At 40.2% G+C, this 12,778-nt stretch carries 10 protein-coding genes, 12 tRNA genes and 1 pseudogene; 16 read left to right on the plus strand and 7 right to left on the minus strand.

The window, feature by feature from the left end; translation table 11 throughout:
• The first annotated feature begins 7 nt into the window (after positions 1 to 7).
• From CSV61_RS11655 to CSV61_RS11715, 13 genes and pseudogenes are all read left to right on the plus strand, one after another.
• Positions 8 to 82, plus strand: a tRNA-Met gene (locus tag CSV61_RS11655).
• A 1-nt stretch (position 83) separates the two neighbouring features.
• Positions 84 to 159, plus strand: a tRNA-Asp gene (locus CSV61_RS11660).
• Positions 160 to 205: 46 nt separating this feature from the next.
• A tRNA-Phe gene (locus tag CSV61_RS11665) sits at positions 206 to 281 on the plus strand.
• Between the two features lie 7 nt (positions 282 to 288).
• Positions 289 to 361: transfer RNA gene (locus CSV61_RS11670), tRNA-Thr, on the plus strand.
• Between the two features lie 8 nt (positions 362 to 369).
• Positions 370 to 454 (plus strand) — tRNA-Tyr (locus CSV61_RS11675).
• Between the two features lie 3 nt (positions 455 to 457).
• Positions 458 to 528, plus strand: a tRNA-Trp gene (locus CSV61_RS11680).
• Positions 529 to 553: 25 nt separating this feature from the next.
• A tRNA-His gene (locus tag CSV61_RS11685) sits at positions 554 to 629 on the plus strand.
• Between the two features lie 53 nt (positions 630 to 682).
• A tRNA-His gene (locus tag CSV61_RS11690) sits at positions 683 to 758 on the plus strand.
• Positions 759 to 762: 4 nt separating this feature from the next.
• A tRNA-Gln gene (locus tag CSV61_RS11695) sits at positions 763 to 834 on the plus strand.
• A gap of 8 nt (positions 835 to 842) precedes the next feature.
• Positions 843 to 917: transfer RNA gene (locus CSV61_RS11700), tRNA-Gly, on the plus strand.
• A gap of 7 nt (positions 918 to 924) precedes the next feature.
• Positions 925 to 995 (plus strand) — tRNA-Cys (locus CSV61_RS11705).
• Positions 996 to 1,023: 28 nt separating this feature from the next.
• Positions 1,024 to 1,104: transfer RNA gene (locus CSV61_RS11710), tRNA-Leu, on the plus strand.
• Positions 1,105 to 1,351: 247 nt separating this feature from the next.
• Positions 1,352 to 2,565: pseudogene (locus CSV61_RS11715) on the plus strand (ISL3 family transposase).
• A 102-nt stretch (positions 2,566 to 2,667) separates the two neighbouring features.
• Here CSV61_RS11715 and CSV61_RS11720 read toward each other — a convergent pair.
• The 6 genes from CSV61_RS11720 to CSV61_RS11740 form a co-directional block, all read right to left on the minus strand.
• The gene (locus tag CSV61_RS11720) at positions 2,668 to 3,591 is read right to left on the minus strand and encodes a cation diffusion facilitator family transporter (RefSeq protein ID WP_099639360.1); all 924 of its coding nucleotides are present in this window, start codon (positions 3,589 to 3,591) and stop codon (positions 2,668 to 2,670) included.
• 176 nt (positions 3,592 to 3,767) lie between these two features.
• Positions 3,768 to 4,391: a DUF421 domain-containing protein gene (locus CSV61_RS11725; RefSeq protein WP_099639361.1), complete on the minus strand. Its 624-nt coding sequence runs from the start codon at positions 4,389 to 4,391 to the stop codon at positions 3,768 to 3,770.
• A 334-nt stretch (positions 4,392 to 4,725) separates the two neighbouring features.
• Positions 4,726 to 4,887, minus strand: coding sequence for a hypothetical protein (locus CSV61_RS16840; protein WP_158233847.1), 162 nt, complete (start codon positions 4,885 to 4,887; stop codon positions 4,726 to 4,728).
• Positions 4,888 to 5,082: 195 nt separating this feature from the next.
• Positions 5,083 to 6,756, minus strand: a complete 1,674-nt coding sequence (locus CSV61_RS11730; protein ID WP_099639362.1) for a ribonuclease J — start codon at positions 6,754 to 6,756, stop codon at positions 5,083 to 5,085.
• Positions 6,757 to 7,318: 562 nt separating this feature from the next.
• Entirely contained in the window at positions 7,319 to 7,831 is a 513-nt protein-coding gene (locus tag CSV61_RS11735; RefSeq protein ID WP_099639363.1) for a hypothetical protein, read from the minus strand.
• Positions 7,828 to 8,535 carry a B3/B4 domain-containing protein gene (locus tag CSV61_RS11740; RefSeq protein ID WP_099639364.1) on the minus strand — a complete coding sequence of 236 codons (708 nt, stop codon included), beginning with the start codon at positions 8,533 to 8,535 and terminating at the stop codon, positions 7,828 to 7,830. Before CSV61_RS11740 ends, CSV61_RS11735 begins: the two co-directional genes overlap by 4 nt.
• A gap of 55 nt (positions 8,536 to 8,590) precedes the next feature.
• Here CSV61_RS11740 and queG point away from each other — a divergent pair, with 55 nt between their 5' ends.
• Positions 8,591 to 9,727 carry a tRNA epoxyqueuosine(34) reductase QueG gene (queG, locus tag CSV61_RS11745; protein ID WP_099639448.1) on the plus strand — a complete coding sequence of 379 codons (1,137 nt, stop codon included), beginning with the start codon at positions 8,591 to 8,593 and terminating at the stop codon, positions 9,725 to 9,727.
• Between the two features lie 14 nt (positions 9,728 to 9,741).
• The gene (gene trmL, locus CSV61_RS11750; protein ID WP_099639365.1) at positions 9,742 to 10,218 is read left to right on the plus strand and encodes a tRNA (uridine(34)/cytosine(34)/5-carboxymethylaminomethyluridine(34)-2'-O)-methyltransferase TrmL; all 477 of its coding nucleotides are present in this window, start codon (positions 9,742 to 9,744) and stop codon (positions 10,216 to 10,218) included.
• 253 nt (positions 10,219 to 10,471) lie between these two features.
• Here the strand turns inward: trmL and CSV61_RS11755 are convergent, their stop codons facing one another.
• Entirely contained in the window at positions 10,472 to 11,770 is a 1,299-nt protein-coding gene (locus CSV61_RS11755) for an NCS2 family permease (protein WP_083033483.1), read from the minus strand.
• A gap of 156 nt (positions 11,771 to 11,926) precedes the next feature.
• On the opposite strand from CSV61_RS11755, the gene CSV61_RS11760 reads away from it, so the two are divergent.
• Entirely contained in the window at positions 11,927 to 12,751 is an 825-nt protein-coding gene (locus CSV61_RS11760) for an aldo/keto reductase (RefSeq protein ID WP_083033481.1), read from the plus strand.
• The last annotated feature ends 27 nt before the right edge of the window (positions 12,752 to 12,778 follow it).

Raw genomic sequence — 12,778 nt, forward strand, 5'->3', positions numbered from 1 at the left:
GTATTATCGCGGGGTGGAGCAGTGGTAGCTCGTTGGGCTCATAACCCAAAGGTCACAGGTTCAAATCCTGTCCCCGCAACCAAGGTCCCGTGGTGTAGCGGTTAACATGCCTGCCTGTCACGCAGGAGATCGCGGGTTCGATTCCCGTCGGGACCGCCATTTTATACATACGCTTCAAAAGCGTCTTTCTAAAAATAACAAATGTGGCTCAGTAGCTCAGTCGGTAGAGCAAAGGACTGAAAATCCTTGTGTCGGCGGTTCGATTCCGTCCTGAGCCACCATGTATATGCCGGTGTAGCTCAATTGGTAGAGCAACTGACTTGTAATCAGTAGGTTGAGGGTTCAAGTCCTTTCGCCGGCATCCTTACTGGTGGGGTAGCGAAGTGGCTAAACGCGGCGGACTGTAAATCCGCTCCCTCCGGGTTCGGCGGTTCGAATCCGTCCCCCACCACCATTTAGGGGCATAGTTCAACGGTAGAATAGAGGTCTCCAAAACCTTTGGTGTGGGTTCGATTCCTACTGCCCCTGTATTTTTAAATTAATATTTATTATGGCGGTCGTGGCGAAGTGGTTAACGCATCGGATTGTGATTCCGACATTCGGGGGTTCGATACCCCTCGTCCGCCCCATTTTTTTCAGAAACATTAAGACTCATTACTATATTGTATGTAATCATATCATGGCGGGCGTGGCGAAGTGGTTAACGCATCGGATTGTGATTCCGACATTCGGGGGTTCGATACCCCTCGTCCGCCCCATTAATGGGGTATAGCCAAGCGGTAAGGCAACGGACTTTGACTCCGTCACTCGTTGGTTCGAATCCAGCTACCCCAGTCATTTTTGCGGAAGTAGTTCAGTGGTAGAATACGACCTTGCCAAGGTCGGGGTCGCGGGTTCGAATCCCGTCTTCCGCTCCACTATGTTGGCGGCATAGCCAAGCGGTAAGGCACGGGTCTGCAACACCCTTACCACCGGTTCGATTCCGGTTGCCGCCTTATAATTTTATATAATTACTTTACACGTGCCCGAGTGGTGGAATGGCAGACACGTCGCACTCAAAATGCGATGCCGCGAGGCGTGCCGGTTCAAGTCCGGCCTCGGGTATCACCAGGTTTTATCGTGTTAGTTTAGGTAAGATCTATAGCATCTACAAACGTTGATACAAAACGTTTGTAGATGCTTTTTGTTTTGAGGCAATACTATCGGCATTAAAAATATTTTATGGTTCTATAATAAATGTTGGTTCTATAATATTTGTTGGGGTGTAGACTCAATTTGAATAAAAAATGCACGCAATCACCATTTCTTTTATACTTGGATTGTCTAGAAACAAGTAAATGAAAGGTGATACGTGCATATGAATAATACCATGAATACGCCGGGGTTAAAAAGTGTGGAGGTTAATAAAATTGAAGAAGTTGGAGACCGATTCGCACTTCATGTTTCCCTTCCTCTGAAGTCTCACCAATGCCTGCTTGTGGAACGCTGACAAAGAAGATCCATGATTATCGCATTCAGAAAATTAAACACCACAAATGGTTTGAACGTTTGAGTGTTCTGTTCTACAAACGTCGTCGGTACGCATGTCCATGTGGGAAAAGGTTTGCGGAGAAATCACCATTTGTCGATAAGTATCAACGGTATTCTAAAGAGTGGAATCGTGTAGTCCGTATTCGAAGTGTAAAAGCGAAGACCTTCAAAGAAGCAGGCGAGGTGTTAGGTACATCCTGCTCAACTGTGATTCGCCGTTTCAAAGAAGTAGCGAAAAATGAATTGAAAAAAGGAGGTAGATTGCCTAAAGCGATTGCGATTGATGGATATAAAGGCGATACAGATGCCGGTACCTATCAATTGTCATCGCGGATGCAGAAACTCATGAACCCCTAGATATCTTGTCGAACCGCAGGAAAGACACCATCAAAGATTACCTTTATCAATATGGAGCTGACGTTGAACTGGTGGGGATGGATATGAACCCAAGCTTTAAAGCAGCTGTGAAGACGGCGTTAGGTCGCCCAGTCATTGTCGCTGACCGCTTTCATTACTGTCGGTATATTTATTGGGCAATTGACGAAGCACGACGTAAAGTTCAGAGAGAGTGGCATGCATATGACCGTAAGAAGTGTAAGCACATGCGACACGTGCTTTACAAGCGAAGTGAAAAACTAACTGACAAACATCGTTGGTATCTGAATCGCTATCTAAGTATGTCGGACGAGTTGAAGACCGCTTACGAATTAAAGGAAGCCTATTGTGAATGGTTTGATTGGGGCAAAGACAACAGACGATTTAGTCGAGGTGAAAAGAAGAGTACAAGACTTTTACCGAAAGGGAGAGAAAGGGCACATTCCAGCGTTTTTAAAAGCGATTCAAACGCTTAAAAACTGGCAGGTAAAGATTCTATACAGTTTCTCCTTTAAGTACTCGAACGACCTCCTAGAAGGTATTAATAACAAAACAAAAGTGATGAAACGCAATGCCTATGGCTTTAAACGTTTCGATCACTTTAGAGCGAAAATCTTATTAAACATACAGTATAAAGAAATTGGGGTTCATTTAGGTTGAAGGATGATGTGCGAGTTACATCACCCGAACGTTTGATTTAGAACCATATTTTGATGCTTTACTAAAGAAAAACAGATGAATATTAATGGAGGTATTCTTAAGTTATTCAGACTCTTGATTAATTTTACAAATTAAGGAGTCGTCATGTGAATGATCACCGCTCTCCATCTGAATCGTTACATGATGGATATTTTTTTGAATTAATTCCTGTTCTATTGTTCGTAATATTTTTTGGCTCTCTTGCACAGTTAAGGCTCCATTAATTACCGCATGACAAGATAAAGCATTTTGTCCACTTGTAATGCTCCATACATGTAAATCGTGGATGCTTATAATACCGGTTACGTTTTCTATTGTTTGGATCACTTCATCTACATCAACATCTTCTGGAGTACCTTCCATTAATATATGTACTGCGTCTTTGGTTACTCGCCAACCACTTATCAAAACGAGAATAGCAACAATAACACTTGCTATTGGATCCGCTAGATTCCACCCTAAAAACATAATGAGTAATGCAGCAATAACTGCACCAACAGATCCTAATAGATCACCAATTACATGAAGAAATGCAGCACGTATGTTTAAGTTTCCTTTTGTATCACCTTTGCGCATGAGTATCCATGCAACAAGAATATTTATTAGTAAGCCAATGGAGGCAATAAATAACATACCAGTCGATGCGACTGCAGGTGGCTCTGCTAAACGATGGAAAGCTTCATAAAATATGTAGATTGAAATTAGTATAAGTGTAACCCCATTAAATATAGCGGCTAGTATTTCAAAACGCTTATATCCATAGGTTTTACTATAATTTGCAGTCTTCTCTCCCAATGTAAAGGCCAATAGACCAACCCCAAGTGATATGGAGTCACTTAACATATGCCCTGCATCGGATAATAAAGCAAGACTATTAGTAAGGAATCCTCCTATCGCTTCAATAATCATATAAATTGTAATGATTATAAAGCTAATCAATAAGGCTTTTTTGTTTGTACCATGTGCATGGTTATGATTGTGACTCATTTTTAATCCCCCCTAATCTCCAATATTACATTAAATAATATTCAGATCCAAATTGTTACTATGTAAACGCATGAATATAGCAGTCGCAAAAGAGGGGGGATCCTAATGCGACGCTATAGCAGAGTAGAGTGTCTATAATCATCATTTTGTTAGAATTTAAGGTTGATGGAAATTTTCTATTGTAAATGTTTTGGAACATCTGAATTTCCCTTGCTATTTTGTATTCCTTGTATATTCTCTTGTAAGGTCTCGGTGAAAATATTATTGCTTTGATTAGCAGAATGTCGGGGTGTTTTTGTATTATTGTTACTAATTAAATCATGAAGGTCTTGAATATCTTGCTTGGTTGCAGGCTGCTTGTTTGATTTTAACGTATAACCTAACTGTCCACTGGTTTCAAGTGTAGCATATTGAACATCACTAATATGTGTAACACCCACTTGCCTTAAGCGCTCTTCTAGTCTATCTACAGTTAACCGATGTTTCTTTAAATTACTCTCATTTAATGTTCCGTTTTCAATAACAGGTACTGCTTTACCTGACAAAGTACCTTCCGCTTTGTCAATTTTTAATTGGATATATTCGGCTGCTAGTAAGAGAAGTATTAATAAACCAGCTACCATAAAGGTGTTCTTAAGACCATGACCTGCAACTGGTTGGATTAGCAAAGTACCAATTGAAATTATGATCACAGTTTGGGGAATAGTCATTTGTGAAATGGTTTTTCTTCCACCAATTCTTAAAAATATAGTTCCTATTATGAAAATAAGGACTGTTTGCCAAACGAGATTGAGATCCATTTTAAATTATCCTTTCTAAAATAAAATAGTATAGAAATTTATTACAAAATAAGTGGTGTACACGACATGAAAGTATATAGGTCTGCGTCACAATTTTACTTGAAGGGAGAATGATGGCCTATGTAGGAAAAGCCAACCGTTGATGTGGCTGGCTTGGTGTACATACTCGCAGAAACTTCATGTCAGATGCAACATAAGCATAGCTGCAATTGTCATCTTGTGTATTGATGTTGGAAAATACAATAACTGCGTTTATAGCCTCCAAGACAATTTTGTTCAAAATGAATATTCAGGATTTTGTACATAAAAACTAAATTATTTCACAGTGTTTCATTCATTGCAATAATTCGCAGCATTTAGCAATACATTCTTCTAGATCTTTTACAGCATGTTGCATTTTCTGTTTAGCTTCATGATGGGCCATTGGTAAAGCATTGTTCATATGCGTTAACGCTCTCTCGCATTCCGAGATACCTTCCTGAATATGATTGGTCATTGGAAAGCATTCCTTTCAATTTAAAAAATGGTATAGGTATATTGTTTGCCTGTTTATTCTTTTCTATTCACATAAACAAAAGGAGCCTGTTGGCAGGCACAATGGAATGAAAGATGACGGACCATCAAACAACTCCGCAAGGCATGTAAATGTTCTGTTATTCCTAAAAGGGTTTTGGAAATTATTACATCAGTTTCATATTTCAATTACGAACGGAAGAATCATCGGTCTTCTTTTTGTTTGGGTATATAAGAGCTGCTCAATTGCCTTTTTCAGATGATGTTTTAATTCGCTAGTTTTATCTCCATTCGATTGTCTTGATTCATTAATGATCGTAATAACTAGCTGATTCACTTCATGCAGAATATCTTCTGCAGCACGTTCATAGACGAATCCACGGGAAATGATCTCGGGGTTAGAAATGATTTTCCCATCCGCTTTGCTTAGGGAAATCACAATAATTAACATTCCTTCTTCTGAAAGCAATTTACGATCACGTAATACAATTTTCCCGACATCTCCAACGCTTAGCCCGTCCACAAATACGCTACCAGCTTGTATGCGTCTTGTTTGGCTAGCGACAGTATTGTTAATATCTACTACATCACCATTGTTAATGATGAAGATGTTTTCACTCTTTACTCCTACGGATTCGGCTAATGTTCGATGTTGCTGAAGCATGCGGAACTCACCATGAATCGGGATGAAATAAGTTGGCTTCATCAAGGTGAGCATGAGTTTTAATTCTTCCTGGAAGGCGTGTCCTGAAACATGCATACCGGATGTGCTACCGGATCCATAGAGTACCTTGGCCCCTAAATGGAATAAATTATCGATGATGCGTGACACACTTTTTTCATTACCAGGTATAGGGCTTGATGCAAGAATGACGGTATCTCCAGCTAATACAGATACTTGGCGGTACGTTGAAGTGGATAAGCGTGATAAAGCTGCCATAGGCTCACCTTGACTGCCTGTACAAATAATGGCAACTCGTTCAGGTGCCATCCGATTGATTTCATTAGCTTCTATCAAAGTGCCATCAGGTATTGTTAAATATCCAAGTTCCGCTGCAACAGATACAATGTTGACCATACTTCTACCAAGCAACGCAACCTTTCGATTTGTTTTAGTTGCGGCGTTAATAATTTGCTGAACACGATACACATTGGATGCGAATGTAGAGATAAAGATTTTTTGATTGGCCTTACGAAATGCATCTTCAATATGTTCGCCAACGACCCGTTCAGATTGTGTGAAACCTGGACGTTCAGCATTCGTGCTCTCGGATAATAAAAGCAACACTCCGCGGTCCCCAATTTCGGTCATTTTATGAAAATCTGGATACTTTCCATTTATAGGTGTTAAATCAAACTTGAAGTCGCCTGTGTGTACCACAGTCCCTTCTGGTGTATGAATCGCTATTCCTAGACAATCCGGAATACTATGATTTACATTGAAGAATGTCATGTTGATCGTACCGGCTTCGACATTCGAATCCGCATGAATCGTCTTCAGTTCCGTTGTACGTAGAAGGCCATGTTCTTTCAATTTCAATTTAATTAATCCGAGCGTTAATTTAGTTGCATACACGGGGATACGTAGCTGTTTTAGTAAATATGGAATACCACCGATATGATCTTCATGTCCGTGAGTCACAATCAATGCACGAATTTTATCTTTGTTCTTTTGCAAATAGGATATATCTTGAATAATTAAATCTACCCCTAATAAAGTTTCATCTGGGAACTTGGCACCGCAATCGATAATGATGATATCCTCTTCATATTGTAGTACGTACATATTTTTACCAATTTCATTGATGCCACCCAAAGCAAAAATGGATAACGTGCTTTCTCCTATACTCAATGCAAAAACCCCTTACAAAGTTATTTTTAATAAGTTAGATGTAGATTAAGATGACCATAATAATAAAGTTTATGTAGTATGCACAAAGATAAATTTTTCTTTGCTTATTTCATATTACGGAAAGCGGAATTAGCAAAAGATCCGTGTTGGGAAGGAATGGTAGATAGTAGAGAAATTGAAGTATGTTTGACTTAGTCGAACGGATATAAACTAGTATCTACATTTTTTTTATATACGCATAAAGAGCAATTTGAATTAGTTGTACGATAGTTTTGTTCGGAAACGAATGAATCAATGGAGTATCATATATCTTTGGTGTAGTTATGCTATAGTCCTGTTATTTTAAAAAACACAAAAAACGCCTGCTATCTGTCAAAATGACAGGTAGCAGGCCACAGAGGGGAAATATGGAAGGGTGTTACTCAGTAAGGGTTCATTGCCATGGACGTGGTTGGTAATAGGTCATTGGTCAATGTGTAAAGGGTAATGTGTAATTGGTTTAGCAAGTTTAAGTACATATTTCCCACTCTATGCCTCAAAAAGGAGTCTCACCTTTTTGAGGTTAAAAGTAGTTGGCGCCATCGAAGTCTAGAACGATTGAATAGTTTTTCATGTTGATACGATTCGATAATTGATGAGCTGCTTTTTCTGCTTGCTGTGCTTTCAGTCGATACTCTTCTGGATCAAACAAAGCCACTCGATAAACTGTAGTCGATTCGGCAAAACCGTATTGTATTTCTTCTTTACTCGCTAAAGAAAATTGTTTATAGTAAGAAGACTTTGCACGCAATTGGATAGCCAGTTCAATGGCTTCAACTAATGGTAGTTGTTTGCCTTCGAATTCTACTGTATTTGTACTGTTTGCTACGTAGATGAGATAATCTAGTTTGCGTTGGTCTAGTCTCACTTGTTCCATTTCAGCTTCTACATCTTGTAATGTTCGGCTGATTATCGGACGTGGCGCGCCTTTTTCAACCGTTATGAAAGCCACTCGTTGGGCTTCTGTTTCTAGTTCACGTATTTGTTTAGATAGAATGCTTTTTAATTTAATGCCTTCAGCTAATGTAATATTCATTGTTCCACCTCTTTTGTTAGGATGAAGTTAGGATTCTGTCTATCCAATACAGAGCTTTGATAGTCCCCACCGTTGATGCTTGTGAACATTTTGCCGCAAGCATTAGTTAGTTGTAAAGCCTGATCTTGCTCCAACGAAGGGCGAATGAAAAGAAGTTGGATGATGTTTTCTGTTTCCTCTGTTACGGCTGTTCGTATAGAATCAACATATGGACTACCGAATGGACTGTAACCGTCGCTTAGGAGTAAGATGTTTTCCAAGGTATTGAATTGATTATTCAATCCTTCGTAGCCATCCTCAGCGGTGCCGATAGACAACATAATATCTCCTGCTATTTTGTCCGCATCGTAAATAACAGTCGGAATTTCGTATTGCAAGGAAAAGAACGTATTCAGATCTTCTGCACTATGGAAGGATGGAGTATAGTGACGATCTTTGATCTGTTGTAAGAGTAATTGAAGAGCTGGTGGCTTAGTCGACGGGTCTGCACCAAGAGTTGTCCAAATGGATCGCCACTCTGCTAGACCGTTAAAATCCGTGAAATCTTTATCGAGTAGCTCGAAGTATAGTTGTTCTTGGAATAATTGTAGTCGTCCTTTTAGCATCTGAGGTGATGCGGAGACGATTGTTTTGTTATAATAGATTATGCCTAATTTAAAATCAGGAATTTTCGAGAATATAGAAGTATCAATAGTAAGTTGCATCAGTATCACCTGCTTGTAATTTTACTTCATCTTATCATAAGGGAGGCGGGGAATGGTGAATGTCGCTCAGTTACAGCATGAAATACAAACGTTTGCGGCGTCCATTGGAATTGACAAAATTGGTTTTACGACAGCAGCCCCGTTTGTGAAATTGAAAGATCGTTTAAAACAACAGCAACGATTGAACTATCAATCGGGTTTTGAAGAGTCGGATATTGAGAAACGAACGGAGCCTTTATTATTACTAGATCAAGCAGAGAGTATCATTTCTATAGCCGTTGCATACCCCTCGAAAATGTCGAATAGTCCTCGTGGGAGAAAAGGGGAACGTCGCGGTATGTTTTGCAGGGCTTCTTGGGGTGAAGATTATCACACCGTGTTGCGTGACAAACTAGCACAGCTCGAGTTATTTATTCTGACTAAGGTACCAGATGCGCGACTTCGTTCTATGGTGGATACAGGAGAACTTGTAGATCGTGCTGTAGCAGAACGTGCGGGTATCGGTTGGTCAGCTAAGAATTGTTCCATCATTACACCTGAGTTCGGATCCTACGTTTATCTGGGTGAAATGATTACAAATCTGCCATTTACACCAGATGAGCCGATGGAAGATCAATGTCTAGACTGTAATTTATGTTTGGATGCTTGTCCGACTGGTGCGCTTATACAGCCTGGACAATTGAATGCACAGCGTTGTATTGCGTTTTTGACACAAACAAAGAAACCTGTACCTGAAGAATTCCGTCACAAGATCGGAAATCGATTGTATGGATGTGATACATGCCAAACCGTTTGTCCAAAAAACAAAGGAATGAATCACCAGCATCAACTTGCATTCACGCCTGAGCCAGAGCTCGTTAAACCTTTGTTACTGTCACTATTGTCATTATCCAATCGGCAATTTAAAGAGCAATATGGCCATATGTCGGGCTCTTGGCGCGGGAAGAATCCGATTCAGCGAAATGCGCTCATTGCATTGGCTCATTTTAAAGATGAATCGGCGATACCGGAACTCACCCGATTGATTAAAGAAGATCCGCGACCGATGATTAGAGGAACAGCGGCCTGGGCACTTGGGGAGATTGGAACGACAGACGCACAAGAGGTGCTGAAAGAATGTTTGGTTATGGAAGAAGAGGAGTTTGTCGTGAGTGAAATTACGCAAGCTATGGAACAGCTGTACATTAATTGAAAGAAGGTAGTAAGATGACGATTCATGTTGCATTATTCGAACCACAAATACCCGCGAATACGGGGAATATTTCACGTACGTGTGCGGGGACTGATACAGCTCTTCATTTAATAAAGCCACTTGGTTTTTCTACTGAAGATAAAATGTTGAAACGTGCGGGACTGGATTACTGGGAACATGTTGATATTACGTATCACGATGGGATCCAAGAGTTTTTAGACGCGTATCCGGAGGGTGAGTTTTATTTCATAACCAAATTCGGAGAGACGAGCTATGACACGTTTGATTATTCGGATACTGATCAGGATATTTTCTTTGTGTTTGGCAAAGAGACAACTGGATTGCCGAATGAAATAACAGAGAAGTATAAAGAGAGTTGTTTGCGTATTCCGATGAACAATGAGCATATCCGTTCATTGAACTTGTCGAATACTGCTGCGATTCTTATCTATGAAGCGCTTCGTCAACAAGGATTTGCACATTTAACATAATATAAAAAAAGGATTGGCTCATGGCCAATCCCTTTTTTATTTATTTCATTTGATTCGTTTTTGATTCGCCTGGCTTATTTTCATATCCGCCAGTCAAGATGGCAGATAAGAATGCAAAAGAAACGGCCATAATTAGAATGAGTCGCATTGTTTGTACCTCCTATGAAATCGATAGTCCTTCATACAGTATACCGTAAAAATTGTATAAATGAAATATTCTTCGTCATTTTATGTGACAGCTTACTAACAAATCTTAATGAGGCAGGAATAGCAACTGATAGGTGAATAATACTGCAAAGATATACATCAACAGCGGAACTGACTTACCTTGCCCTTTTGTAATCTTCAGTAATGGGTATGTGATGAACCCAAGCGCGATACCTGTCGCAATACTTGAAGTCAGTGGCATCGTTAAAATAACTAGAAATGCTGGGAACGATTCGTCGAATGAGTCCCAGTCTATATTTTTCACTGCACCGATCATCAAACTGCCTACAATGATCAAAGCAGGTGCCGTAATGGCTGCGACGCCGGATAAGGCACTGACGATCGGACTGAAAAACGCTGCGGCTATGAATAGCACTGCAACTGTTAATGTAGTCAAGCCTGTACGACCGCCTACAGCTACGCCAGAGGACGACTCGACGTAAGCGGACGTAGGGCTGGTTCCGACCATTGAGCCGACTGTGGCGGCTACAGAGTCGGCTAGAAGCGCATGGCGAGCACGAGGTAGCGATTTACCTTTCATGAGTCCAGCTTGCTTGGCTACACCAATCATTGTTCCGGTTGTATCGAATAGAGTAACGAGTAGAAATGATAGGACAACACCGTATAAACCATAAGAAATGACATCTCCCATTGCTAGTGCTGGATTCCATACAAGAATACCTTCAGGCAGATGAGGCATTTTCACTACGCCATCAAATTGTAGCTGTTTCGTGAAGAAAGCGACGATGCCGGTTGCAATCATACCTATAAAAATAGCACCATAGACATTGCGGTTCATAAGAATAATGGTCACAAGCAATCCGAACAACGTTAGCAATACAGCAGGTGAGGTAAGTTCACCGAGTTGTACAATGTTGGATTCATGAGGAACTACTAAACCTGATAATCGTAGTCCGATGAATGCGATAAATAAACCGATTCCCGCTGTAATTCCGTGTTTAAGGTTTTCAGGAATTCCTTCTATTAGCTTTTCCCGGAAAGAAGTCATCGATAATAATATGAAAATTAGACCCGCTATAAAGACTGCAGAAAATGCTGTCAAGTAATCGAGTTGACCGTTAGACCCAATGACGACAGAAGCAAAATACGCATTCAATCCCATACCAGGTGCAATGGCGATTGGATAATTTGCGAATAAGGCCATCCAAAGAGTCCCGATGACAGTAGCTATTATAGTGGCTAAAAAGACTTGGTCAAATGGAACACCGGCCTCCGATAAAATAATGGGATTGACGATGACGATATAGACCATTGTCAGGAAGGTAGTCATCCCCGCCAGTAGTTCTGTTTTGACAGTCGTTTGATTCTTCTTTAATTGAAACACTGTGTATTCTCTCCTTATATTACGAACATAATAAAGTCCATAGACAATAATATTCGTTATTTAAGAAGAAATCAACCTGTTATATCGAAAAAGGTTTCGTATATTCTATGAAATAATGTACAATTACATTATGAGTGTATAAAGGAGGATTTTTTCATGTCAACGATTTTTGATCAGATGGTTATACTGAGCAACGGTGTGCAAATGCCGCAGTTCGGTTTAGGTACATATAAAATGACAGAACCCGAGCGAACTATGCAAGCCATTGAGAAAGCGGTTTCACTAGGCTACCGCGCAATTGATACAGCTTCTATATATAATAATGAACAAGCGGTAGGAGAGGCAATCCGTCACTCCGGTATTGCGCGTGAAGACTTATTTGTGACTTCAAAAGTATGGAATGATGAACAAGGATACGATGAAACACTGCGTGCTTTCGAACGTTCATTAACTAGATTGGACATGAATTACTTGGACTTGTATTTGACACATTGGCCTGTTACTGGAAGTTATGTGGATACATATCGCGCAATTGAAAGACTTTACGATGAAAAGTTGATTCGAGCTACTGGTGTCTCGAATCATCATGAAGCTCATTTACAAGAGATATTTACGATTGCCAATATCCGTCCTATGGTAAATCAAATAGAACTTCATCCCCGTTTAACTCAAGAGCCATTGCGACATTTTTGCAGTGACCATCAAATTGCGGTAACTTCTTGGAGTCCACTAGCCAGAGGGCAAATTCTTGAAGATGCAACACTCACAGCAATCGCTGCGCAGTACGGAAAGACTGTGGCACAGGTTATTATTAGATGGCATATCCAAAAAGGATTGATCGTTATTCCGAAGTCTGTATCATTTGACCGGATTACCGAAAATAGTGAAGTGGCAGATTTTGAATTAACACTTTCGGATATGTCGATGATCGACGCATTAAACCGTAATGAACGGACAGGTACGGATCCAGACACGTATTAAATGGGTCTAATGAGTAAAAGGGAGGAA

Source organism: Sporosarcina sp. P3, from assembly GCF_002743415.1.
Taxonomy (GTDB): Bacteria; Bacillota; Bacilli; order Bacillales_A; family Planococcaceae; genus Sporosarcina; species Sporosarcina ureae_A.

Excerpts from the sequence above, each read along its gene's own strand:
- CSV61_RS11725 (WP_099639361.1), bottom strand. The coding sequence starts at position 4,391 with ATGGATCTCAATCTCGTTTGGCAAACAGTCCTTATTTTCATAATAGGA.
- CSV61_RS11740 (WP_099639364.1), bottom strand. The coding sequence starts at position 8,535 with ATGCAACTTACTATTGATACTTCTATATTCTCGAAAATTCCTGATTTT.
- trmL (WP_099639365.1), top strand. The coding sequence starts at position 9,742 with ATGACGATTCATGTTGCATTATTCGAACCACAAATACCCGCGAATACG.
- CSV61_RS11720 (WP_099639360.1), bottom strand. The coding sequence starts at position 3,591 with ATGAGTCACAATCATAACCATGCACATGGTACAAACAAAAAAGCCTTA.
- CSV61_RS11760 (WP_083033481.1), top strand. The coding sequence starts at position 11,927 with ATGTCAACGATTTTTGATCAGATGGTTATACTGAGCAACGGTGTGCAA.
- CSV61_RS16840 (WP_158233847.1), bottom strand. The coding sequence starts at position 4,887 with ATGACCAATCATATTCAGGAAGGTATCTCGGAATGCGAGAGAGCGTTA.
- CSV61_RS11735 (WP_099639363.1), bottom strand. The coding sequence starts at position 7,831 with ATGAATATTACATTAGCTGAAGGCATTAAATTAAAAAGCATTCTATCT.